22 protein-coding genes are annotated in these 23,059 nt (G+C 38.2%); 8 read left to right on the top strand and 14 right to left on the bottom strand.

The genetic code is table 11. The annotated features are described in order from the left end of the window. Positions 1 to 99 precede the first annotated feature (99 nt). A complete protein-coding gene (locus tag QNI22_RS30450) occupies positions 100 to 300 on the top strand; it encodes a hypothetical protein (protein ID WP_313987740.1) in 201 nt (66 codons plus the stop codon). A 429-nt stretch (positions 301 to 729) separates the two neighbouring features. Here the strand turns inward: QNI22_RS30450 and QNI22_RS30445 are convergent, their stop codons facing one another. The 3 genes from QNI22_RS30445 to QNI22_RS30435 form a co-directional block, all read right to left on the bottom strand. Continuing rightward, positions 730 to 1,494 carry a TIGR03915 family putative DNA repair protein gene (locus QNI22_RS30445; RefSeq protein WP_314516808.1) on the bottom strand — a complete coding sequence of 255 codons (765 nt, stop codon included), beginning with the start codon at positions 1,492 to 1,494 and terminating at the stop codon, positions 730 to 732. Between the two features lie 17 nt (positions 1,495 to 1,511). Beyond that, positions 1,512 to 2,750, bottom strand: a complete 1,239-nt coding sequence (locus QNI22_RS30440) for a putative DNA modification/repair radical SAM protein (RefSeq protein WP_314516962.1) — start codon at positions 2,748 to 2,750, stop codon at positions 1,512 to 1,514. Positions 2,751 to 2,962: 212 nt separating this feature from the next. Then, a complete protein-coding gene (locus QNI22_RS30435) occupies positions 2,963 to 3,190 on the bottom strand; it encodes a hypothetical protein (RefSeq protein WP_313987751.1) in 228 nt (75 codons plus the stop codon). A gap of 170 nt (positions 3,191 to 3,360) precedes the next feature. On the opposite strand from QNI22_RS30435, the gene QNI22_RS30430 reads away from it, so the two are divergent. Beyond that, positions 3,361 to 4,098, top strand: a complete 738-nt coding sequence (locus QNI22_RS30430) for an SDR family oxidoreductase (protein WP_314516806.1) — start codon at positions 3,361 to 3,363, stop codon at positions 4,096 to 4,098. A 331-nt stretch (positions 4,099 to 4,429) separates the two neighbouring features. On the opposite strand, the gene QNI22_RS30425 is transcribed toward QNI22_RS30430, so the two are convergent. The 5 genes from QNI22_RS30425 to QNI22_RS30405 form a co-directional block, all read right to left on the bottom strand. Beyond that, complete coding sequence (locus tag QNI22_RS30425; protein ID WP_314516959.1) at positions 4,430 to 5,827, bottom strand: leucine-rich repeat domain-containing protein; 1,398 nt, start codon at positions 5,825 to 5,827, stop codon at positions 4,430 to 4,432. Between the two features lie 286 nt (positions 5,828 to 6,113). Further along, the gene (locus QNI22_RS30420) at positions 6,114 to 6,896 is read right to left on the bottom strand and encodes a hypothetical protein (protein WP_314516804.1); all 783 of its coding nucleotides are present in this window, start codon (positions 6,894 to 6,896) and stop codon (positions 6,114 to 6,116) included. A gap of 414 nt (positions 6,897 to 7,310) precedes the next feature. Then, positions 7,311 to 7,574 carry a hypothetical protein gene (locus QNI22_RS30415; protein ID WP_314516803.1) on the bottom strand — a complete coding sequence of 88 codons (264 nt, stop codon included), beginning with the start codon at positions 7,572 to 7,574 and terminating at the stop codon, positions 7,311 to 7,313. Positions 7,575 to 7,725: 151 nt separating this feature from the next. Continuing rightward, on the bottom strand, positions 7,726 to 8,487 hold the full coding sequence (locus QNI22_RS30410) for an SDR family NAD(P)-dependent oxidoreductase (RefSeq protein ID WP_314516801.1): 762 nt from the start codon (positions 8,485 to 8,487) through the stop codon (positions 7,726 to 7,728). 82 nt (positions 8,488 to 8,569) lie between these two features. Continuing rightward, a complete protein-coding gene (locus QNI22_RS30405) occupies positions 8,570 to 9,463 on the bottom strand; it encodes a helix-turn-helix domain-containing protein (RefSeq protein WP_314516799.1) in 894 nt (297 codons plus the stop codon). Positions 9,464 to 9,652: 189 nt separating this feature from the next. Here QNI22_RS30405 and QNI22_RS30400 point away from each other — a divergent pair, with 189 nt between their 5' ends. From QNI22_RS30400 to QNI22_RS30390, 3 genes are all read left to right on the top strand, one after another. Next, a complete protein-coding gene (locus QNI22_RS30400) occupies positions 9,653 to 10,396 on the top strand; it encodes a DUF3667 domain-containing protein (protein WP_314516798.1) in 744 nt (247 codons plus the stop codon). 804 nt (positions 10,397 to 11,200) lie between these two features. Then, positions 11,201 to 11,851: a hypothetical protein gene (locus QNI22_RS30395; protein WP_314516797.1), complete on the top strand. Its 651-nt coding sequence runs from the start codon at positions 11,201 to 11,203 to the stop codon at positions 11,849 to 11,851. Between the two features lie 30 nt (positions 11,852 to 11,881). Further along, a complete protein-coding gene (locus QNI22_RS30390; protein WP_314516796.1) occupies positions 11,882 to 12,391 on the top strand; it encodes a GNAT family N-acetyltransferase in 510 nt (169 codons plus the stop codon). A 229-nt stretch (positions 12,392 to 12,620) separates the two neighbouring features. Here the strand turns inward: QNI22_RS30390 and QNI22_RS30385 are convergent, their stop codons facing one another. From QNI22_RS30385 to QNI22_RS30365, 5 genes are all read right to left on the bottom strand, one after another. Then, positions 12,621 to 13,259, bottom strand: a complete 639-nt coding sequence (locus QNI22_RS30385; RefSeq protein ID WP_314516795.1) for a DUF2652 domain-containing protein — start codon at positions 13,257 to 13,259, stop codon at positions 12,621 to 12,623. A gap of 164 nt (positions 13,260 to 13,423) precedes the next feature. After that, positions 13,424 to 13,750 (bottom strand): DMT family transporter, encoded by a 327-nt coding sequence (locus tag QNI22_RS30380; protein ID WP_314516793.1) that lies wholly within the window; start codon positions 13,748 to 13,750, stop codon positions 13,424 to 13,426. A gap of 552 nt (positions 13,751 to 14,302) precedes the next feature. Then, positions 14,303 to 14,866 carry a Crp/Fnr family transcriptional regulator gene (locus QNI22_RS30375; RefSeq protein WP_314516791.1) on the bottom strand — a complete coding sequence of 188 codons (564 nt, stop codon included), beginning with the start codon at positions 14,864 to 14,866 and terminating at the stop codon, positions 14,303 to 14,305. Positions 14,867 to 14,938: 72 nt separating this feature from the next. Beyond that, positions 14,939 to 15,418, bottom strand: a complete 480-nt coding sequence (locus QNI22_RS30370) for a hypothetical protein (protein WP_314516790.1) — start codon at positions 15,416 to 15,418, stop codon at positions 14,939 to 14,941. 461 nt (positions 15,419 to 15,879) lie between these two features. Further along, on the bottom strand, positions 15,880 to 16,761 hold the full coding sequence (locus tag QNI22_RS30365) for an AraC family transcriptional regulator (protein WP_314516789.1): 882 nt from the start codon (positions 16,759 to 16,761) through the stop codon (positions 15,880 to 15,882). A gap of 117 nt (positions 16,762 to 16,878) precedes the next feature. Here QNI22_RS30365 and QNI22_RS30360 point away from each other — a divergent pair, with 117 nt between their 5' ends. Both QNI22_RS30360 and QNI22_RS30355 read left to right on the top strand, forming a co-directional pair. Continuing rightward, positions 16,879 to 17,859 carry a hypothetical protein gene (locus tag QNI22_RS30360; RefSeq protein ID WP_314516788.1) on the top strand — a complete coding sequence of 327 codons (981 nt, stop codon included), beginning with the start codon at positions 16,879 to 16,881 and terminating at the stop codon, positions 17,857 to 17,859. Between the two features lie 1,190 nt (positions 17,860 to 19,049). Further along, entirely contained in the window at positions 19,050 to 19,712 is a 663-nt protein-coding gene (locus tag QNI22_RS30355; protein WP_314516787.1) for a hypothetical protein, read from the top strand. Positions 19,713 to 19,743: 31 nt separating this feature from the next. Here QNI22_RS30355 and QNI22_RS30350 read toward each other — a convergent pair whose 3' ends face one another. Further along, complete coding sequence (locus tag QNI22_RS30350) at positions 19,744 to 20,259, bottom strand: GNAT family N-acetyltransferase (protein WP_314516785.1); 516 nt, start codon at positions 20,257 to 20,259, stop codon at positions 19,744 to 19,746. A 241-nt stretch (positions 20,260 to 20,500) separates the two neighbouring features. On the opposite strand from QNI22_RS30350, the gene QNI22_RS30345 reads away from it, so the two are divergent. Beyond that, positions 20,501 to 22,783, top strand: a complete 2,283-nt coding sequence (locus QNI22_RS30345; RefSeq protein ID WP_314516783.1) for a malectin domain-containing carbohydrate-binding protein — start codon at positions 20,501 to 20,503, stop codon at positions 22,781 to 22,783. Positions 22,784 to 23,059: the final 276 nt, after the last annotated feature.

Raw genomic sequence — 23,059 nt, 5'->3', positions numbered from 1 at the left:
AGACTATACATACTTTCTTTATTTTGCAGGGATCAAATCTATAACCTACCTCAGGCATAGAGTTTTAAGCCTACTTAGTAGTCCTAAACAACTGATCCTATGAAACGAGAAGCTATCATCGACTTCAATGTAGAGAATCCTAATCTCTATCGTATTGTCTGGAAATCTAAAACAAGTGATATATCTGCCGTAGGTTCGTATACCTGTACCAAAGATGAAGCGGATAACTCAGTCAGAGAACTGAATAACACCTATCCTGACTATCATCATTGGGCAGAACCGAATCCTCGGCTCAACTAACAAAAGTCTGTACTAATTAAATAGATAGAATTCACTATATACCAGCCTAAAGAGAAAACAGGCACAATTCAAGATCACTATGAATCATTTCTATTTTCAATATCAGTTTGTTGATCTGAAAAAGCACAAGTCCTGTTTTTCTTTTGATTGTTTTTCAATTTTGTTTTTTTCAAGTTCCTAAACTTTTCTCTTCCACCAACCTCTTCATTTTTGCTTGCTCAAAAAATGAAGCAAAAAAGACACCTCCAGCGATGCTTCCGCCCGTAAGGCTAAAGGCTAACCTCGCCACAGGAGAAGGCCAACGCACCTACACTACCACTCGCGTTTAAAATTATCACAATTCTTTTTGTGGCATCTTTGTTTTCATTCTAGAAATAACAATAACATCCTCTTTCTTACTTCATATTCTTCAATCCCAATTGACTTAGCTCAAATCTGTTTCTCAATCAGATACTTCCAGTAGCGTATAGGTAAGTGCTTGCGATGTAGTTTCATATTTTTACGTTCTACTATATTGACGCTTTGGAAATACACTTGCCAGAGCTTTTGCATCAATTCTTCTCCTTCTTCTATTTGATCTGAAGATAAATCTAATACAGAACTATCAGGAACTTCCTCAAAATATACTTCCTGCACCTGTTTCAGATCATAATATAAACCATACTGCCTTCGGGTATCATAGATGATCCATCGTTGATCAGCATAACGTTCTGTAAAATGAGGTCCAATTAAAGGTAGTATATTAAAATCTGGTTCAATAGAGGCAAAGTAGACATCCCCTTTAAGATGAATGAAACGCACAAATGCTTCAAAGCGGTGCTTCTCCCGATGTATTTGCCGGCTAATCTGAGAGATCTGCACGATGAGTGGAGAACTAAAGTCGTCTTCAATCGAAACGCTTTCTGCAAATACACGACGAAAGAAGGCTAGCAAAAGAGTTTCACGATCATCCCTTTCAGATAAATACACAGAATAGACATTCAGCAAACCCTGTGGAGATAATTTTCGGAAAAGACCTTTCCAAACACGATTGGCTTTTACTGAGTCAGTAAGTACGTCTCTCCGTTCGGCAAAAGCATCAGGCTGATAGTTTTTTACGGAAAATAGTTGTGCTCTCTGTGCTTTATCCTCATATACGTCAAATACAGCCGTAAGCAGTCCCTCGAACGAACCATCATAAACAAAATGTACCATATAATGCTTGTAGCCAGTTAAAATAAGGATAACTGAGTAGATTGTGCGTTGCCTGCTATGATCTGTCGTTTGATTTCAGTAGCATTCCAATCGCGTCGATATCCGTTCCAACCGATACAAATCAGAAAATAGCGGGCTCGGTTTAAGGCAACACCAAACTGACGCAAATGATCTAAAGTCAGGTGATGAAACTTCCGACCTGCCACAATCTTTTTAGCTGATTTAACGCCAAGTCCTGGAATACGCAGAATCATCTCATAGTCAGCCCGGTTAATATCAACTGGAAACAGATGCAGGTTACGCAAAGCCCATGCGAGTTTTGGATCAACGTCTGTTTCCAGATTAGGAGCAGATGGGTTGAAAATCTCATTGACAGAGAATCCATAAAATCGCAATAGCCAATCTGTCTGATACAGACGATTTTCCCGCTGCACGGGTGGTAGGGAATGCAAGTCAGGTAATCGCTGATCCTGCTGTACGGGTACATACGCTGAATAATATACCCGTTTGAGATGAAAGTTCTTATAGAGCGAATCTGCCTGTTGCATAATCTGCCAGTCTGACTCCGGACTAGCCCCTATAATCATCTGGGTACTTTGCCCGGCTGGGACAAAAGCTGGCGCATGTTTGTAGAGTTGTATCTCCTGGCGATTTTCTTCTATGGTATGCCGGATAAACGACATGGGTTTTACTATATCAGCGGTATTTTTCTCAGGAGCCAGCTTGACCAAACTCTGTTCGGTAGGTAACTCAACATTTACACTAAGGCGATCTGCATACAAACCAGCTTCGCGTACCAGTTCATCACTGGCACCCGGAATGGTTTTCAGATGGATGTAGCCATTGAATTTGTGCTCGGTACGTAGTGTTTTGGCAATCCTTACCAACCGTTCCATGGTATAATCCGAATTTTTAAAAATACCGGAGCTCAGAAAAAGACCCTCAATATAATTACGACGATAGAAGTGCATGGTCAGGGAAACAACTTCTTCGACCGTGAAAGCAACCCGCTGTACATCATTACTGCGTCGCGAAACACAGTAGGCACAATCATAGATACAATGGTTGGTGAGTAGTATTTTTAGTAGGGAGACACAACGTCCATCTTCTGTAAAAGAATGGCATATGCCCATTCCATTGGTATTGCCAAGCCCTCTCTGTGTATTCTTACGCTTGCTGCCGCTCGATGAACAGGAGACATCATACTTGGCAGAATCTGCCAGTATCTGTAGTTTCTTCAGTATTTTTTCAGACATTCCTATAGGGAATTTATGCTTTTGTATTAACACCAAAAGCTGGTTCATAGTTTACTGAAAGATAACAAAATATCATAATATTTTGAGGAGGGAGAATATAAGTATTTTCCTGTTTTTATTGATGACTTCTCATTCCTTATAGGTATATATAAACATAAAAAAGCCCTTATCATTACTGATAAGGGCGGTGAAGTAAATACACTTACTTATTATTAGCGTCCGCCTTCCTGATAAGGGGTGTGTACCTTTTTAGAAGCATCTTTATTTCGCTCTTCCGTATTGTCAGAATCTCTCTCAGTACCTTCTTCTTCGTCTGTACCATTTTGTTTCTTATCGTTATTTAAGGCAGTAGGACCACTCTGGTCTTTACCACTCAGGCGTTCTTTTTCTTCGTCTGTTGGTGTAATACCATAATCACCTTTATCTCTCTGATTTTGCATATAACTAATAGTTAGGTGAGACATTTTTCAATAAAGAAGGTACTAAATCTATGCCAGCACAAGAGAATACCTCAAAGGATTACAACATAACACATATAGAAGTCTCCCTGATCAGGTATAAAAGTTTCCTTTATTTTTAAGATTCATCTTTTACTTTACTCTTCATTTATATGAAATTATCTCAAAATACCGTATTGATCACAGGAGGAGCCTCGGGCATTGGCTTTGCGTTTGCAGAACGATTTTTAAAAGCGGGTAGCCAGGTTATTATTTGTGGTCGTCGGGAAGACAAGCTACAGGAAGTCCGGCAACAATATCCACAACTGATAACCAAAGTTGCAGACGTAGCCAGTGAAAGTGATCGCCTGGCTCTACTGGAATGGATAAAACAAGAGTATCCGGAAGTAAACGTGTTGGTAAACAATGCGGGTATACAACGCCGCCTTTCACTAACGAACCTACAGGAAGACTGGTCAACTACTCATAACGAACTGGCTATTAATCTGGATGCGCCTATTCATTTATCGACTTTATTTATACCTCACTTACGAACCAAAGCAGATGCTGTGATTATTAATGTCACTTCCGGGCTGGCATTTGCCGCACTGGCGAATGTACCGATCTACTGTGCGACAAAAGCGGCCTTGCATTCATTTACTCAATCGCTACGTTACCAACTGGCAAAAGACACAGCAATTAACGTGATCGAAGTAGTGCCCCCTGCCGTAAATACAGATTTGGGAGGTATAGGCTTACACACCTTTGGTGTAAATCTTGATGAATTTGCAGACTCGATCTTTCAGCGACTAGCCACTGACGAACAAGAAATTGGCTTCGGCACATCAGAACAAATACGAAATGCGTCCCGGCCTGAAATCGATGCCCGATTTAAAGCAATGAATCCTTAAATACATTGCTCAACAGCTTCCTGACAGAGTATTCTACATGAGTCAAGCAGATAATAGAATACTATATGCAACTTTCATTCTTGGTAAAATATCTATATAGTTCGTCTCGATAAGACAATCCTTGAGAGTGCTAACGACTAAAAAAATGTATTTATTTTTTGTCCTTCTGAAAGAAATTTTCCACCATGCCTGTCATGACTTGGTGTGGTGGAAAGATCCTTTTAGGAGCACAGTGAGGGTAAAAGAGAGAGCTTTTTCTAAAATCGAAGTTCTAGGACAAGATAAGGATATAAACCGTGCTCTCATCTAAAATACATAATACTAAAATACATCAATGTATAATTTTGCAATAAGGAAGCCAGGATTGTAATTCAATGAGAACAATATCTGTGACAGGATTCTGCGACAGGTCTAGAAACTCCAGCTGGGTTAATGCCTTTATCTCTGCTGGCAATGTATAAACCTTATTATTAGACAAATACAATTTCTTTATGTGTGTAAGATATTCTATTTGAGTTGGAATAAAAGTTAACCCACAATGGCTAAGATCCAATTCATCTATTGTAAAAATGCGATCTAATTGTTCGTAAAGATAAACTCTGAAAATATGTTCCTCAGGAAACATCCATTCAAAAAGTAAAACGAGATCATCCAGAAAGGATTGAACTTCAAGATTATGAGTCTGAGCAATTTTTATACCTAACCGAACATCTTCCAGTTTACCGGAATGGAACAACTCATTGAGCCTATAAACATCTGGAGCTGGTCGTGGCACATGGTATAGGATTGGTTTTGTTCTTACAATACCTTCGGCAAACCAGGACTCAATCTCTGCAAAAGTTTCGTCTGATATTGGGTTTCCATACAATGGTAAACGAGAAAGCTTGGGGAATGTACGTATCGTATCAGGCAAATTAGGTAACTGATTTTCTGACAAATCCAGTTCCTGAATATTTTTCAGTATGCCAATAGCAGGAGAAATATATTGCAATTGATTCTTTTTTAGTCTCAAAGCTTCCAAAGATAACAACTCTTTAATCCAATCGTCCAGATATGTTAGCTGATTTGCAGATAAATCCAAAATCTGCAAATCCTTTAAATTCCTAATCTCCTCAGGAATATCCTTAATTGCATTATTTGGGAGACCTAATTTTTTTAGTTGAGTTAATTCTTTGATCACAGAGGGAAAAGAAACAAATTGATTTATCCCCAACCACAGAATCTGTAAAGCATGGAGTTTGCTTATCGTAGCAGGAAGAGAATTCAGATCATTTTCTGCTACATTTAAGGAAGTAAGGTAAGTCAGATGCCCTATCTCCTCTGGTATACTTCCTATATAATTATCTTCAACATCCAAAGTCTCTAATTTTAGTAAACTCCCAATCTCAACAGGTAAGCATAACAATCTATTTACACCAACATTCAACTTAGTAAGCGTTGACATCTTACCGATCCATGAGGGGAAGCTCATTATCTTATTTCTAGACAGATCTAGTTCCTGCAATTGCACCAACTTCTGAAGTTCATCGGGAAAACATTGAAACTTATTTCCATTCAGATTCAATACTTCTAATTGAATAAGATTTCCTATTTCTTCAGGTAATACACTAAGGTTATTATCTGGCAGATTAAGTATTTTCAGTCTGTCTAATTTTCCAATAGCAGGTGGAAGCGCCAATAAACCACATTCTTCTATTGTTAATTTCTCTAAGGATTGTAAATATGCAATCTGGAATGGAACGATAATATCTTGTTGCTTTTCTATATATAATTCTTCAAGTGTATTAATTCCATATATCTTTTCTGGTAATGTTTTTCCGACGATTCACCAAAATAAGCCCATGGAGAGAGCCATTTGTCCAATATTTCGACATCTTCTTTAAATCTTTGTAGATCAACACATAATGCCTCTGCTATTTCTAATCCCAAATTGATGCTTTCTATCTGAGTAGACCTTACTAACCTATGTATATTTTCCTCTTCACTTTGCATATGTAAATGACTTTCCTACTCATTTAATGGGTGTGCTTTCGCTGTTCAAGATAATCTGCATAATTCCATCCAGTCCTCAGATTATTTTCCTTGGTAGTTCTTCCTGTATTTTTCTGTATAAACTCCTTGTAATAGAAACCCTCGCATTCAATTGTTTGATAATAATATGGTAGAATATCCATCAGATTATTTTTAGAAAAAAACGTCGACTCTGGAAATGCTGATGGTAACCTATCTCTCAAAAGAGTATAAGCACACAAGTAGTTAGCTAAAGGAAAAGCTGCCATTCCCATAGCATTAGAATCAAACTGATAGTGTACTCTTACTCCCGTTTCTGTCAGCCACTTCAGAGTAAAATGAAATCCTCCGGTTGATATCTTCCTGGTAAACACATAAGGCTGACAAAACATAAATGTATCTGTTCTAATCAGAGAATCATCAGGAATAGGCGCATGCAGATGATAGGAACTATCTTTCATTTTTTGTTTTATTTCATCAACAGTGACATTCAATACAGATAGAGAAAAGCTTTTCTCAGAATTTTTAAGCCACTGAGCTACCACATCAATGTTTGATTTCTCTATACGACATATCTTCTTCAATTGTATTCTTTTACTATTTTCCATATAGTAACAAGCTACATAATCACCTGTCTTTTGTTGCACAAATTCTATTAAATAGATAAGTGGTTCAGGAATAGCAGGGGGTTCATTTGCTCTTTGAAACTGAAGAATAATAGCAGGAACTTGTTGTGCATAAGCAACACTACCCAAAAGCAATCCAAAAATGACAAACAAGTGCTTCATATAGAACATTGATACTCTAATCTGTTAAGTTGAAAAAGTAGTAGTATTAGGATGAATTCCAACTAAATTTATAAGGATCTTAGCTATTGGCAGAGAACCGAAAGAGAGTTGTTTTTTTATCTTTTTGTAATGCTTCAACATTCTCATAATAATGCAAGCCAGCTAGCCCGGTTCCACTAGGAGCTACACTCTTTTCAGTAATAAGATAGCCGTTATCTAATTCGAAACAGCCACTATCTCCCCCTTATACCATAAATAGTCAATAATCATCCTATTCTGAATATATTTCAGTTTGTTCTCCAGAACCTCTACTTTATCGGGGTCATATTGTTTCATCTGGCCTTTATACACAAAGAATTTTTCTCGTATTCTATTAAAAACGTTCTGCTTTTGCTGCGGATAGGAAGGAGTCGATTATTGTTCTTTATTTACATGATAAACTGGAATATCTGATAAATCCTTAAATATGCTTTCCGCCTTTGGGTCTAACTCTTTTATCCATGTGTTTCCTGTAGTGCCAGTAGGAATTTCAATTATAATTTCTTTCTCAATTTCAAGAAAACATTCGGCAGTATCTAACCAGCCATCTTCCATTCCAAAAAGTATATAAATATTGGTTATTGTTTTTCCAGTAAGATCCTGAATAGTAACAAGATCTTCGTCATCTTCACTTTGCATAAGTAATCGAATATAACGATTCTGTAAAATTAAGAAGACATTTGCATAAAGTGTATGTTATGTATTATTTCCATTTCTTTTGTTAGACTGTACTCAGTATTGGATGTATATACCTCATCCTCGTTAGAATAAGGCATATACATCAAGACTCTTACAGATTTATTCCACCGGCAACTTCTATCCGCTGACCATTTACCCATTTTGCATCTTCTGAGCACAGAAAGGCAACCACACTGCCAATGTCATCAGCATTACCTACTCTTCCTAGAGCAGTCTGTGATGCGAGGAAATTTTTTGTTTGTGGGTTGTTTCGGATAGTAGCATTATTGAAGTCCGTTTCGATAGGTCCGGGAGCTACCACATTAGCCCGAATACCACGTTGTCCGTATTCTTTGGCAATATATCGGGTAAATACTTCAACAGCTCCTTTGCTGGCTGCATATACAGCATAACCGGGAACATAGAAACGAGCAGCACCAGAGGAAATAAATACCACGCCTCCCTTGTTGTTCATCATGCGTAAAGCCTTTTGTGTCAGAAAAAATACGCCTTTGAAATGGATGTTTACAAACTCATCAAAGGTATCTTCTGTTAACTGATCAATCGGAATAGAGGCTCCAATACCTGCATTGTTGATTAGAAAGTCAAACGTATCAGTTGACCAGATTGTGTTTAGTGTTTCCTTCACCTGTTGCAGAAACCCATCAAAGGCAGATATTTGGGCAACATCGAACTGTAGCGCTACCGCTTTACCACCTGATTGCGTTATGTCAGCCACTACCTTATCTGCTTCTGCTTTATTGGAAAGGTAGGTAAGTACTACATCTATTCCTTTGCCGGCCAGAGCCAATGCCATGTCTTTTCCCAGGCCACGGCTACCACCTGTGACCAATGCTATTTTTCGCGTTGTCATTGTTTAGTTGTTTTATGTATGACAAAGGTAATTCTTCAGACAGGGGAGCACCTAATACAATTCAAAGCAAAGCTTACGAAATTCAATCAATCCGAAATTGAGTTGGGCTTATCTGAAGATGCTTTTTAAAGAAGTTATTAAAATGTGTAGCCTCATTGAATCCTAGTGTATAGGCTATTTCTGAAACGTTCCAATGAGTACCTTTCAGAAGTATCTTGGCTTCCTGCAAAATGCGTTCGGCAATGATACCAGAGGTAGTTTTTTCGGTCGTCTCCCGTAAGGCCTTATTCAGATGATTCACATGGACAGACATCTGCCCGGCAAAATCAGCAGGGGTATGTAAGGCTACTCTTTGATTTGGGTTATCAATAGGAAACTGGCGTTCTAATAGCTCCAGAAACAGAAGAGCTATTCTCTGGGCAGCGTTGGGTTCTGTCTTTTTTATTTTTGGAGCAGGATGCATCTTCATCGCGCTAAGCAGAAGCTCAAACACCAGAACCCGTAACGCATCATATTTTTCCAGATATTCTGCAACCAGTTCATCCTGCATTTTTTCATAAATAGCACATGCCTTCATACATTCTTCATCTGATAATTCAAAGATATGGTTGCCATCCGGTTGAAATACTTTGTAGCCTTGTGGATTGCCAAAGTGATGAAAGAATGCAGAAGTAAATATGGAAATATATCCTGTCTGCTGATCGTCCAGCATTTCCATACTATAGGGGATCTGTGGACTGGAAAACAACAATGCCTGCTTTTTTATTTCTATGCTCTGATCTGCATAGTGAATCTTACGTCTACCAATGATCAGGCTCACTTTAAAGTAATCTCTGCGACTAAAAGGCAACAGGGAAACTTTTTTGCTTATAACATCTTCTATACGGAATACATTAAAATGTCCGATATCCTTTCTGAGTGTATCGGGCACCCAGTTAAATTTCTCCTGATAAAAGTCTTCCAGCGTTTGTGTCATTCTGCAATATTACGAAAATCAAAGCATGATTCTCTGCAGAATGTTTTCAAAAAACACTATTATCGAGATAAGATTTTATAAAGTAGCTTGTCAGAAGGTATATTTTCAATATTTCTCTTTTGGTCATTGCCATTAATACACACAAATAGTTGTATTTTCCATCAACCAATTATCCATCTACAAGCCTCTATGCCTGTCTGTAAGAACTGTACCCATACATTTAATGGATTGTTTTGTGACCAATGTGGTCAGCAGGAAAACAATGGTCGTTTTACCGGAAAGGAATTAGCAGGAGACTTTATTGCACAGGTATTTACATTTGAACTGCCTTTACTTCACACCATACAGCAGTTGCTAACCCGGCCTGGACGGTTTTGTGCAGAATATATACGAGGAAAACGTAAGCCCTATACCTCGCCTATCCAGTATTTTCTGATTATGGCTGGCTTGCATTTGCTGGTTCGGGTACTCACTAAATTTGATCCTATTGCCAACCAGTACAAGGCTATGGGCACCAAACCACCTACAGATAAAGCAATCCAAAGAGGAGAATCTGTTGGACACTTTATTTCAGAAAATCTAAACAACTTCTTCTTTATCCTGGTATTTATTTTTGCTTTCTTTTCCTGGCTCTTCTTTCGAAAGTCTAAGTTTACTTATACTGAAAATGTTGTCTTTGCCTTTTATATAGCAGGTACCTATACAATTTTTCCTACTATAGCCATATTTCTAAGTTATATTCACCCTTCCCTTTATTACTGTCTGTATCTATTTACAATCGTCTATCTATCCTGGTCACTTGTCGATTTTCATCAGCCTGTGAATCGTTTATTGGGTACTCTGAAAGGAGTTATTACCTCTGTGTTGAGTTATATTGTCTATATCCTTTTTGCCAGTACCGTTGGTATGATGTATTTCCACTGGATTCGTTAAAGAGATGGGGCTGATGCATTTTGCGACCACTTTGTATCCAGAACATCTATTAACTCTATTTTGATGGAACTCCCATTTAGCAGGATACCTTTAATAATAGTAGAAGCTCAGGTAGTTTACACTTTCTACACTTGATTACACTTGCGGTTACAGCATAATTATTTGATAATGAAACAAGTAACACCGAATACACATTTTTGCCATTTTTCGCAAAAGTTCCCAGGAACTATAAAGCAATAGCTATACTCCCTTCTATATATAGTATTATATTATAATAAATACACGTATATGAGAGATAAGTGTAACCCGTGTAACTACCCTTGTTTATAGAGACTTATCTGTGTAACCACAAATGTAACCAAGTGTTACCAGGTGTAACAGAGTTAAAGTTCGGGTAAGATGCGGGTAAAATTTTGGATAGACTTAACTAATTGAAAATGTAGTTAGGTAAGAAGGGTAAGATCTCTTATATATATTTAGATAATTTATTATAAAAAATAGTATATATAGTATACGTTTCCCATCATTCCTGCCTGTCAGGAGGGTTTTTGTCGAAAAAATCCTGTACATCTTACCTCATTTGGTTATCAGTAAGTTAAACCTACCCTGGATGTCACTCAAACCTACCAAGCCAACCCAAAAATCTTTCGTTGCAAATACAGAATGCGTTTTCTCATCTACAATTTTCATTTACATTCCTTTGTAGCATAGCTACTCTTTTTCATTATATTGCATATGAACCAATATTTCACAATCTTAATACATATTTACAACTACAACTTGATTAACTTAAAAACTAGTTAAATGAAACAAAAGTATTTACTTCTGTTATCAGCTTTCCTATTTCCTCTGCTTACAACTGCTCAGATCACACTGACTAAAAAAGATAAAATACAGAAGGTAGATGCTGCTCATCTCCTGGAAGTCAAAACCACCCATACATTGCTTTTGTCATGGTACGACTACAACTCTCACATACGCAAAAAAAAGTATGTAGGCTATGATAAATATCTTGTTTCATCTGTTAACAGTTTTGAGCTAAAAAGTGATAGCCTCTATATGAATGTACGATTACTAGATTCGTATCAGGATACACTTACAGGCCAGAAATATACCGTATCTGAGGCAAGCAAATATAAATTATACGCAACACGATCTATAAAAGCCATTCGCAAAGACACTTCTTTTCATTTTGCACTAGCGGATATTACAGAAATGCAGGTTCAGACCAAACAACCTGCAGGAGGAGGATTTGGTATTGCCGGATTGTATCTATTTTCAGCCATTTCTGCCGGAGGAGCTATCATTTCTGCCATCAATGGAAGTGAAGTAACGTATGTAATGCTTGGCATGGCAGTGGTGTGTTATGGAGCAGCAAGATATGTACAACACAGAGTACAATGGTGGGATGATTTTAAGATACAAAAAAAGAAATGGAGAATCACCGCTTCCTAATCCTATCTGCAAACTCAATTCTATCACCCAATGAAAATACTGTTTGAAACGGAAAGACTACAACTAAGAGAGATGTGTGAAGAAGACTGGACAAATGTATTTCAGATGAATACGAGTCCCGAAGTAATGCGGCTGATAGGTGACGGAAAAATAAAAACAGAGATAGAAGAAAGAACAGGCTTTACCAGAATCCTGCAAAACTACCATACGGGAACAGGCTTGGGTATCTGGGCTGTTGTAAAACGTAACAACAATCTTTTTATAGGCGCTGCTGGCATTACACCTTTGGCAGAAACAAATGAATTCCAGATAGGCTATCGGCTACAAGAACACTACTGGGGACAAGGTTATGCTACTGAAATAGCAAAAGGGCTGGTAGAGTACAGCTTCTTACAATTGCATCTTGACCGGATTGCAGCGACAACCAATCGGAATAACTATGCATCTATACGTGTACTGGAAAAGGCAGGTTTTCGTCTGGAAAAAACAATTATGTCAGCAAACTGGCCGATGAATTACTTTGTTCTTACTAAGCATTGAGAGTATGTTTACCCATTATCCGTATTACTCCTCTTGACTTATATCCAGATCATTAACGATTACGCTCACTATACATAGTTTCTGTATTTACCTTGCTCTCCTGACATCCCTTAACAGATGGTCTGTTGACTCTTATACATTCCTGTTATATTTCCAGAATTCTGTTTCTACATATTCTTATGGCTAACATAAAACGTATAACAGGGAGATAAGCTAAAGTAAACTCTGTTTACAGTTCATAATTAAAGTACGAAAAGCAAACTTCCCTCAGGTTGCCATATACTTCACATAATTTACTTTCTGTAATACTATTGGCAGACAACTCTACCAATGTGTCTGTCTGTATTGCAGGCAAGGTAGCAGCCTGTGTAAGTTCGTCTGTAATCACGACATAACTATGGCTTTCTATATGGTTTTTAAGCAGTCGATGGGCAACAACGACAGACTCGCCATATAGTTTTACGAATCCTCCAATTTTAAATTCACTGATCGTGCCATAATGGGCTATCATCTTTAAGGAAAGAGCTGTATGTTCTATCTCCAGATGAGACAACACCTCATTAAATGCATTGCGCATTTGTTCAAACTGCTTCAGAATCATAGAGACAGAAGGAGGCGGTCCATACCTATAGAAAAGGACAGCATCCCCTTCTACTTCTGCTATTTTCATATCCAGTTCATTAGCCTGAATAATAGCAGAAAGCAAACGATATACAATCGACTGTCCTAATCGGATATCTGTTTGGGACACAAATTCAGAATAGCCACTTATATCAGGGATTAGGATAAGCCCATCTCGTACAACCGACAATTCCGGACTATCTGAATAAAATGTACTTTGTGTAAGGGGTAAAGTTTGTATTGTCATTGAAAGAGCTTTGGATTACTATATAACACACATTGTATATATCCACGTTCCATGCTGGTTGAATGGATATGACAAAGGTGAGAGAAAGAATCCAGTAAAAAGTAGCCGAACCCCGTTTGGTTGTATCCAAAAATACGAAAAATTGCCAATCACATGACTTCTAATCAATGAGATACATATTTCAGTCCTATCACAGAACCAATCAGCGTACAAATAAAAAATAATCGCCAAAAGTTTGCAGGATCTTTAAAGACAATGATTCCAACCAGCACAGTACCCACAGCTCCAATCCCTGTCCATACAGCATACGCAGTACCGATGGGCAAGGTTTGTATTGCTTTCATCAGTAAGCCCAGACTAATCACCATGGATAACAGAAAACCTCCAAACCAGTAATACATCTCAGCTCCCTCTGTCTCCTTCACTTTCCCCAAACAGGAAGCAAATACCACTTCAAACATACCTGCAACAATCAATATAATCCAATTCATAGTTTTGCTGTTTTTTTCTGCAAAGGTCACAAATCGGATTGAGCAATAATTTTACAAATGATAAAAAATGCAGTGTGTTGCTTTTTGAAAGAAAAGAAAGCTACTGATTTGAACATCAGTGTAGAGTGGTAAATGTAAGAAAAATAAACTCTGCACCTCTGTTCTCTCCTGAAAGGGTTTCTCCATCCTTACATCTCTCTCCGTTATTGTCCTTCTGAAAGAATCTTGTGACAAATAGAGCCATGTTTCGTTTCTAAGAGAAAGAATATGCTCCAATCGGAAAGGCCGCCGGTCTTGTCACGAGTTCCTTTCAGGAGGACAACGAGGGGTTTACTTGTACTATGCTTTTCAGTTTTTGGTGTTAGATAAGAAGGTGCATAACTAAATAGAAAGTAACTGGTTCGAATGTCCACCGTGCCAGAAACGTTCTTCATTTCCAGAAAAAATGGTACAAGAAAGGGCGGTTGCTTTGAAAAACAGAAAAGAGAAAACCTTAATTTAACAAATTTGGAAAGACGCTGTTTGTATACTGAGATTTATCATGAGAACACATCATCTAAGCTCTGCCCGAATTCTGCTTAATGTAACCTGCGTGATTCCCAGATACGAAGCGATATGCCCTAACTGTACTCTCTGCAATAAATCAGGACTGTGTTTCATCAATTCTTTATACCGCTCCAGAGCCGTTCTAAACTGTCTGGAGATGAGCCTTTCCTCTGTCTTAACCAATTCCTGTTCGGCAAACTTTCTTCCCCAATTGGCAATATGGATGTCTTCATCAAACAGGTGCCTCAGTCGTTGTGTATTGAGTTCATACAAATCGGATTTTTCCAGCAGTTCTATATTTTCATATCCTTTCTGATCCTCTACATAACTTTTCATGGAAATAACCGTATCTCCTTCCTTTCCAAACCAGAACGTTATCTCCGTATTTTCCAAACTGGCATAAGCCCTGGCAATACCTTTCTGTATAAAATAGATATTCGACTCAACCTTATCTGCTTTTAATAAAATATATCCTTTGGGATAGCTCACACTGCCAACGCTTTCTTTTAAAGCCTTCTTTGACTTTTCGGGTATTTGATAGATTTTATCCAGAATTGCGTCTATATCCATTCTGTAGCGACTTTGTGGGAATAAACGATTATGATTTCTGTGATTAACATATCAACGTTTCCGGATACTATATCAATAATCGGAATTTGTTCCAGAATTATTACTTATCCCATGATCATGACTCGTGTTGTGATCATCATTACTAAACGAATCATACGTTGTTCCAAAATCATGAGTTGTCTCGTGACTATAAGATGTATCAAAATTAGTATTTACTTCGTGATCATGCGTCATCTTATGGGTATGATCCATTTCAGAGCTATGTTGCTGGTGATCAATTGTAGGATTGTTTTCTGCCACATCAGATATACTATTACTATGCAAAGTATCCTGTTCATTAGTGTATATTTGTACCCCTAGTTGCTCTCCTGCATCTATCAGATAACTTGTTTCTGCCACATCATACTGAACAAACGTAAAATCTGCTTCGGAATTTGTGGGTGCAACTTGCTGATCCTGCGTACTTGATTTCTTCTTGCCTCGTATAAGATCAACAATTCGTTGAAGGAGACTTTTCAGCAAGCTATAAAATGAGTGATTGTTTGTATTCATATGCATGGTAGTTGTTGTATCTATAACAGATCTTAAAGGGTATGGGAAAATTAACTAATTTTTCTGCATAGTGCAGAGGATTTCTTATATAGGCCTGAAATTGCTTCACTCTGCACATAGTTAAGCCAGTGTTGTTGCTTTGACCTGAACTATGCGCATGAAACTTTTTGCGGTGAATTCCGATCAAACACAAAACTTGCGGTTAATTCTATGCAAAAACTTTTTTGCGGTTAATTCAACTCATCGGCAAATTTGCGGTAAACTCCAGGCAAAACTATTTTCTTCCAGATAAACCAAACCACTTCTTCCATTTGCCGTTTGCATAGAACTATGCACAGGATCCAATCATGAAACAAACTATGCTCAACTAAAAACCTGCCTGTAAGTATGCACAGACAAATATCAATTCACTCTTCTATAACTTCCGCAAACATGGTAAATATACCCTATACTATATTTATCTATAGATTTATACCCTCAGGCTCTGCTTTCTTCTGAAGCCGGTAGTCTCTTGGACTAACGCCTACATATTTTTTGAACAATTTACTCAAATGGCTTTCATCTGTAAATGCCAGTTCGTAGGCAATCTCGGATACAGTGAGGTCACTGAATTCCAATCGCGTTTGTACCAGTTTGAGTTTATACTGAATAATGTGCTGGTGAATGCTTTCACCTGTGTGCTTTTTAAAATACTCTCCGATATAGGTTGGTGAAATAGCAAACTGTTCGGCCAGATGTTCACGGGTCAACAGTGTAGGATTATGAATATTGGCATGGATATAATTGACCATCTTATTAAATATAACTGCCGAAGGCTTGGTAATCACCTCTGCTGAAACTTCATTTTCTACATTCCTGACTATAATATTCAGTATAATCAGTAATGTATTCCTCAGGTTGTCCTGATAGTAAGGGCTCTTTCGGGTATATTCATTGAGCATATTGCTCATCAATGCACACACCATCATACTATCGTTATCATCTTTCACCAGAGGTCCTCCATATTGGTTATGGTTGTGAAAGATAAATTCCAGCTTCTGAAGCCATTCCTTTAGAAGCAATTGCTCAGCTGGATTTTTCTGCTCATGAAAAAACAATTCGTTAAACCGTACAAAGCAGAATTTGGAATGTCCTTTTACATACAACGAATGACTATCCTGAGGAGTAAGCAGGAACAGCTGGCCCTTTGGATATTCGCGGCTATGTTCATTGATCCGTTGCAGAACAGAACCTGCCTGAATACAGAGTAATTCAAAGAAATTATGCTTGTGTGGAGGGTTCTCCCAATCATCTACTTCAAAAACAAGTACCTCGAAAGGCTGGACAGGCTGTTCTGTTTTCATTTCTACTTGCTTACATTAACTTCCACCGAATATACAGACGATACCTCATTTCATACAAGTTACAGAGCGACGCATTGCCGTTACTTTGTACCATTAATCAACATAAACAACAACCGTATGAAACGTGTTATAAAATCTGTAGTACTCGGTACAGTAATGTTTACCTCTTCTCTTTTTCTATTAGGTAGCTGTAAAAACGACGACGAAAAACCAGTCAAAGAAGTTCCGTCAACCCTAACCTTTTTCAGTGGCGCCCTCTATCCGGAAGGCATCGCCTATCATAGTCAGTCACAAACTTTTGTTATAAGCTCTATTAAACAAGGTACTATAGGCACAGTAGATTTTACAGGTAAGTATACCCTACTTGTCAATGATCCTTCACTGATCTCTACATATGGAATCAAAGTGTCTGGCAACTTTGCGTATGTATGTACCGGAGATATTGGAAATGGGGCAAAGTCCAGCAGTGCGACTACAGGCAAGGTAGCCAAGGTATTAAAAATTGATCTGAGCCAGAAACGGCTTGTGCAAACCTATGACCTGAGTTCGTTAGTTACCGGGGCTGTTTTTCCGAATGATTTGGCGATAGATGATGCAGAAAATATCTATGTAACCGAATCCTTTCAAGGCTTCCTTTACAAAATAGATAAGTCAGGTAAAACCAGCATTTTCCTGGAAAACGAACTATTCAAAGGAGAAGGATTTAACCTTAATGGAATTGTCTTTCACAAGGGAGGTTATTTACTGGTTGATAAGACCAATACAGGCAAAATTCTGAAAGTGAATCTAAGCAATAAATCTGTATCAGAAGTAACTTTACCTTCTACTATAGAAGGTGCTGACGGACTCGCTTTAAATGGAGAAAGCCTGTATATAGTAGGCTACAGTTCAGGAGTGATCTCAGAACTAAAAAGTACTGATAACTGGCAAACAGCTACTGTTGTGGCTACAGATACCATTGGCTACGAAGGCCCTACAGCTGCCACCATAGCCGAAGGCAAAACGTATGTTCTGAATGCAAAGGTACTGGAGATGATCAACAACCCAGCTACGGCTTCCAGCAAAACATTTACCATAAAGCAGTATCAGGCTCAGTAGATTATTCAGGCAGTTACAGATAACTCACTAAGTTTTTAACTCAGTCAACTTAGTGAGTTATCTTTCTCTTTCTGAAAGACATGCATCCTTTGTATCCTCCTGAAAAGATTAGTATTTCTTTTTTGTGGCGTTGAAAGTATCTATTCTCAGTATGTCCTCCCCTTGTCCCTCTTAAAATCATGCAAGAAACTCGTCCTTCCCTGTCCTTCTGAAAGAAACTTCCCACCACAGCGGGACAGGTGTGACAAATAGAGCCCTGCTTGGCTTCTGAGAGAAAAAATATACTACAGTTGGAAAGGCCGCCAGTCTTGTCACATCTGTCCCGACAACAGCCTACCACGTCTTGCTGTGAACGGGAAGTTTCTTCCAGAAGGATAAAAGGGTAGAGTGTTCTTTTCAGAAAGTGTTTCTGAGTAGTCCTTCTGGAAGAACAAAAGCGGGAGACAAGGATGTATTCCTTTCAGGAAAACAGAAAAATAGAATTTGGTTTTCTAAAGCTGGTATTACTCCCATAACAGAATTACTTATTTGAGGATTCAAATATACTTTAGGCATAACTATCTAATCTATCTCTGAAACTATGATATATGCTTGCAAAAAAGACATTACAAGAGCACATGACAGAAAATCGTACCCCATCTGAGATAGATCTGCCAATGCCTAAACCTAAACTAAGTGATAGAATAACAACAATAAGTAAAATCCAAATTCTTCCCCAAATCTCCGAGTGTATTGTTTGAGCTAAATAATACTGTGCAACTCTACATATCCATAGTTATGGGTAAAGAACATATTACTATAATAGGCACCCAAAACAGACCTGCCATCATTTGTATCAATCCTTGTATAAATAATTTCAGAGCCAAAGGACATTTTTCTATTTTGTACTGCCCATGCTTGCTAGAAAACACACCATTCAGGAATAGAAGCAAAAATGGGTTAATACAGGTACTGGTAAACCAAATTTTATAAAGATAGATTCTGCCCATTGGAATCAACAGATAATTTTTTCTGATAAATACATCTATTGATATCTTGGGTTTATTAAAAGTAAGTACCAAAACCATTTATTTAGCTATACTGTTTGCATGCCAATTATGTACTATCACAAGGAAAAATTAACGTATAAACCAACATTCCTATTTCTCACTGTTTTTGTATCTTACATTACCTGAAAACAAACCAAATTCATGTTAAAGAAGCTTATTAAAATTACAAACTCCAGAAACTTTGTTGAAAATGGCCATTTATTCATTAAGGAAGTAGTTGCAAAAGAGGAGAGTATAAAGATAGGATTCGAGATCCACGACACCTATTCATTAACCACAATCCTGCGCTATGAAGGTGAGATTTTTTGTGAAGGCTGGGGAGTTGACGCAAAGGACTTACATACTTACAAAAGACCCTATAATCAGATCAATCTCTATACAAATCATCCTTTGTTATGGAATTACGCAAATAGCCTTATTATAAAACTTGAGCGCCAATCTGCCAATGTTTCCGAATTACTGGGAGATTTATTTATTGCACATGATAAAGCTTGTGGCAACTGGGTGGACTTTCATTGGATAGCTAACAGCATCCCTGAATATTTAAATACAAAAGGAGCAAGCATTTCTGTTCCAGAACCATTGCTGGATATTTATATTACTATTATTGAAAAACATAACTTATTATACTCTATTGAAGAGGGGCATCAGAACAGGAATGAGAATGACAGAGTACTTATTTTTGGCAACCCAGTGATCAGTCCGGATGATTACAATTTTGGCCAACCGTATGTGGTAGCCCAAAGTTTTACAGAAACGATAATCGAACGAAACATTCCTCTACCAGGTACGGACGAGGATTGATTAGAATATAATTTATTACTACCCCAAAGCATCAGCCAGTTGCCTCAAACGCCTGATGATAGCGCACTATACCGCAGGGGACATCCCCTTTGAGGGCAATAGCCTGAAAATATTCTGGTGGTATGTCAGGCAGTACTAATTCAGGATCCGCTTTAAACCCAAAAAGCCCATAATACGCAGGTTCACCTAGTACAACACATCCAGCAGCGCCTAACTGCTGCAATTTAGTTAATGCCATATTTACCAAACTTGAACCAATACCCTGACGCTGCCGGGTAGTTTCTACAGAAACAGGCCCTAATCCATACCAACCCATCTCTCCTGAAGAAATAGACACAGGTGAAACAGCTACATGACCTACTACTTGCCCTGCCTCTAATGCCACCAATGATATCGTCAGTTGCCTGGCTTCTCGCAAAGCCCGAATGATAAAGTGTTCCGTATGCGACGAATGCAGTTCATCAGCAAACGCAGCTTGTGTTAATTGATCTATTGCGTCCCAGTCCTCAGGTTCTTCCGGACGAATTTCTATTTTGTTGTTATTCATAAACCAAGCTTTTTATATGATTCAGACACGTTCTGTCTTACTATCAGATATAGACAAAGGAAATGTAGTCTGTCTGTTTGAAAGATAAGCTAAAGAACGACTCTCTCAAATGTAGCGTTTTACAAGCCACATAGGATTAATCTAGTAAACACCAAAATTTAACTTGCTGTTTAACAAGCAATTGCATATCTTTTATAAGATTATTTTTTAGCTATTTTTTTACTCACAAACTTCTACTCAGATGCAGACCCTTACTCCTTTTCCCAAAAGATTTTTTCACCTGTTCGATTTTACTAATCTGCCAGCAAAGTGCTGGTTATGGATGGTGGCCTTCCTTCTTACACTATCTTGTCTAGCCCAACCTACCCCTGAACAAATTAGTAAGATTGTAGCTAGTAATGGTTCCACAATGGATTTCTTTGGTTACCGGATGGCCTTGTATGGAAACACATTGGTGTTTGGAACCCTGGGCAGGTATAATGAGTATGGAGCTGCTTACATATTTACATTCACCAATGGTAGCTGGCAACAAACTGCTAAACTGACCTCGACAGACCAGCAAGCTGGTGATTTTTTTGGGGATGCTGTAGCTACTAACGGCGCTACAATTGTGATAGGAGCAAAGAATCACACGATAAACGGGAGTATTTACCAGGGAGCAGCGTATGTTTTTTCATTGGTGAATGGTGTCTGGCAGCAGTCAGCCAAGCTTACTTCTACGGATAGTGATATGCTTGATAATTTTGGTTCTGCAGTGACTATGTCTGACAGTACGCTTATGATTGGCGCTCCACAGGCTGCTGGAAACGGACGCTATGAGCATGGTGCAGTGTATGTATTTACACAAGACAATGGTAGTTGGTTGCAAACCGCAAAAATTACAATTGACCCACAGGAAGCAGAGGAATACAATCAAAATTATGGAATGTATTTTGGACGTGTAATAGCCATTGATGGTAATAGGTGTGTGATAGGAAAAATAGGAGCTGTTTATGTATTTACATTCATGAATGGCAACTGGCAACAAACAGGTAAATTGATTAGTGATGGCGAAAGTGATGTATTTGGCTATTTTGGTTATTTTACAGACATATCTGGAAACAATATCATTGTAAGTGAACATGTAGCCACAGTGAATGGACACGAATATCAGGGAGCCGTTTACCTATTTATGTTAGAAAATGGCATTTGGCAACAAAAGAATAAGTTTACAGATAATACTGTACAAAATTTTGGAAATTCGGTAGCAATAGATGGAAATACAGGGATTGCAACCATTGTTGGAGCTGCTTACATTTTTAACCTGAGTAATAATACCTGGCGTCAGACAGCCATACTTCGTGGATCTCCTTATGATGGATTTGGCTCTTCTACAATCATTGAAGACAGTGTTCTTGTAATTGGCGCTGCAGGAACTGAGGTAAATGGAAATCCTGGTCAGGGAGTTGCCTATTGGTATAAGGTAAAGAACTTTACACTGGACGCCCCAGATCCGTTATCAGTAACTTTAAGTCAAACATTAACGAAAGCAGATACAGCCGTTCTTCATTTGTCCTGGCAAGATCCCGGAGATGAGACAGGCTATATACTTGAGTCTGTTGTCGGTACTTTTGATAACGGAAATGAAGTAACCCGAGATACCCTGCCTGCTGACCTTACACACACTACCTTTCGGGCAGCGCGTTTACTGGATAGTTCATTGCGGTCTTTCCGTTTGTATGCATTTACTACACAAGGCATTTCGTCATATACCAGTTCAGTTTCCGTACAGGTGCCTCCACCTATCCCATTCCGTCTCAATGCAGGAGCACGCAAAATTGTGCACTCAGGTGGATACACATTCGCTCCAGATCAGTTTTTCAGCGAATATTCAGATCGACGCTACTTCCAGAAAGCAGAGATAGCAGGCACAGTTAATGACTTGGTCTATCAGGCCTTTCGTAGTGGTGAAATGTTCAACTACAACATTCCTGTCATCAATGGTCAGTATATAGTTACACTTAACTTTGCTGAATTGTATTTCAGTTCTCCCGGTCAACGGGTGTTTTCTGTTAATATTGAAGGTGGTGTTAGTGAACTGGTTAACTTTGATGTATTTGTAGCCGCAGGAGGAGCCAATAAGGCACTAGCCCGTCATTTTCCAATAACCGTTACTGATGGATTTCTCACTGTTGAGTTTACCAGTCAGATAAGTAAAGCTATGATTGCAGCCATACAGCTTACGTCCATTTCCTCTGCCCGAACAAATACACAAACTTTACTCAGTAAAAGAACAGAAATCTCCAACTTACCCATTTATCCTAATCCAGTCAGAGACTGGCTTACAATACCTATAAATCCAGAATCGGAACAGGTAACTGTAAAAGTTATTAATCAGTTAGGTATGAATGTATATGAGCAACTATACCAACCAGCAGATAAAACAATTCTACTATCATTGGGACACCTACCTGCAGGACCTTATGTTATACTACTTCAGGATAAAACAGGAACAATGCATGCTACTCCTGTAATTAAGCAATAAAGAATAGAAACAGTTAATAAACAGGAGAGATAGACTTTAGGGTATCCTCTCTCCTGTTTTGACAGGTATTCCTCTGGTACCTGATTATATAGCTGTATTTTGCTTCGATAAATGAAGCTTGGTAATGTGAACATTGCGACTACTCATACACTGGTGCAAATGTCAGAGAGAATAGATATAATCATCAAAAGAGAAATCATTCAGAACTGTTATTATAGTAACAACTTAAGTAGGTGTTAGTTCATAGTTATTCTTTTTAGTTATAAAATTAAGGAT

Origin of the sequence: Xanthocytophaga agilis, assembly GCF_030068605.1 — a bacterium.
Lineage (GTDB): Bacteria > Bacteroidota > Bacteroidia > Cytophagales > 172606-1 > Xanthocytophaga > Xanthocytophaga agilis.
Note: the sequence above shows the minus strand (reverse complement) of the source record. Positions and strands in the feature narration are given on the sequence as shown.

What these genes read in the sequence shown, in the direction of transcription:
- QNI22_RS30440 (WP_314516962.1), bottom strand. Translation starts at nt 2,750, where the DNA reads ATGTCTGAAAAAATACTGAAGAAACTACAGATACTGGCAGATTCTGCC.
- QNI22_RS30375 (WP_314516791.1), bottom strand. Translation starts at nt 14,866, where the DNA reads ATGGATATAGACGCAATTCTGGATAAAATCTATCAAATACCCGAAAAG.
- QNI22_RS30405 (WP_314516799.1), bottom strand. Translation starts at nt 9,463, where the DNA reads ATGACACAAACGCTGGAAGACTTTTATCAGGAGAAATTTAACTGGGTG.
- QNI22_RS30350 (WP_314516785.1), bottom strand. Translation starts at nt 20,259, where the DNA reads ATGAATAACAACAAAATAGAAATTCGTCCGGAAGAACCTGAGGACTGG.
- QNI22_RS30435 (WP_313987751.1), bottom strand. Translation starts at nt 3,190, where the DNA reads ATGCAAAATCAGAGAGATAAAGGTGATTATGGTATTACACCAACAGAC.
- QNI22_RS30360 (WP_314516788.1), top strand. Translation starts at nt 16,879, where the DNA reads ATGAAACGTGTTATAAAATCTGTAGTACTCGGTACAGTAATGTTTACC.
- QNI22_RS30400 (WP_314516798.1), top strand. Translation starts at nt 9,653, where the DNA reads ATGCCTGTCTGTAAGAACTGTACCCATACATTTAATGGATTGTTTTGT.
- QNI22_RS30410 (WP_314516801.1), bottom strand. Translation starts at nt 8,487, where the DNA reads ATGACAACGCGAAAAATAGCATTGGTCACAGGTGGTAGCCGTGGCCTG.
- QNI22_RS30380 (WP_314516793.1), bottom strand. Translation starts at nt 13,750, where the DNA reads ATGAATTGGATTATATTGATTGTTGCAGGTATGTTTGAAGTGGTATTT.
- QNI22_RS30345 (WP_314516783.1), top strand. Translation starts at nt 20,501, where the DNA reads ATGCAGACCCTTACTCCTTTTCCCAAAAGATTTTTTCACCTGTTCGAT.
- QNI22_RS30355 (WP_314516787.1), top strand. Translation starts at nt 19,050, where the DNA reads ATGTTAAAGAAGCTTATTAAAATTACAAACTCCAGAAACTTTGTTGAA.
- QNI22_RS30370 (WP_314516790.1), bottom strand. Translation starts at nt 15,418, where the DNA reads ATGAATACAAACAATCACTCATTTTATAGCTTGCTGAAAAGTCTCCTT.
- QNI22_RS30365 (WP_314516789.1), bottom strand. Translation starts at nt 16,761, where the DNA reads ATGAAAACAGAACAGCCTGTCCAGCCTTTCGAGGTACTTGTTTTTGAA.
- QNI22_RS30450 (WP_313987740.1), top strand. Translation starts at nt 100, where the DNA reads ATGAAACGAGAAGCTATCATCGACTTCAATGTAGAGAATCCTAATCTC.
- QNI22_RS30385 (WP_314516795.1), bottom strand. Translation starts at nt 13,259, where the DNA reads ATGACAATACAAACTTTACCCCTTACACAAAGTACATTTTATTCAGAT.
- QNI22_RS30445 (WP_314516808.1), bottom strand. Translation starts at nt 1,494, where the DNA reads ATGGTACATTTTGTTTATGATGGTTCGTTCGAGGGACTGCTTACGGCT.
- QNI22_RS30390 (WP_314516796.1), top strand. Translation starts at nt 11,882, where the DNA reads ATGAAAATACTGTTTGAAACGGAAAGACTACAACTAAGAGAGATGTGT.
- QNI22_RS30430 (WP_314516806.1), top strand. Translation starts at nt 3,361, where the DNA reads ATGAAATTATCTCAAAATACCGTATTGATCACAGGAGGAGCCTCGGGC.
- QNI22_RS30420 (WP_314516804.1), bottom strand. Translation starts at nt 6,896, where the DNA reads ATGAAGCACTTGTTTGTCATTTTTGGATTGCTTTTGGGTAGTGTTGCT.
- QNI22_RS30395 (WP_314516797.1), top strand. Translation starts at nt 11,201, where the DNA reads ATGAAACAAAAGTATTTACTTCTGTTATCAGCTTTCCTATTTCCTCTG.
- QNI22_RS30415 (WP_314516803.1), bottom strand. Translation starts at nt 7,574, where the DNA reads ATGCAAAGTGAAGATGACGAAGATCTTGTTACTATTCAGGATCTTACT.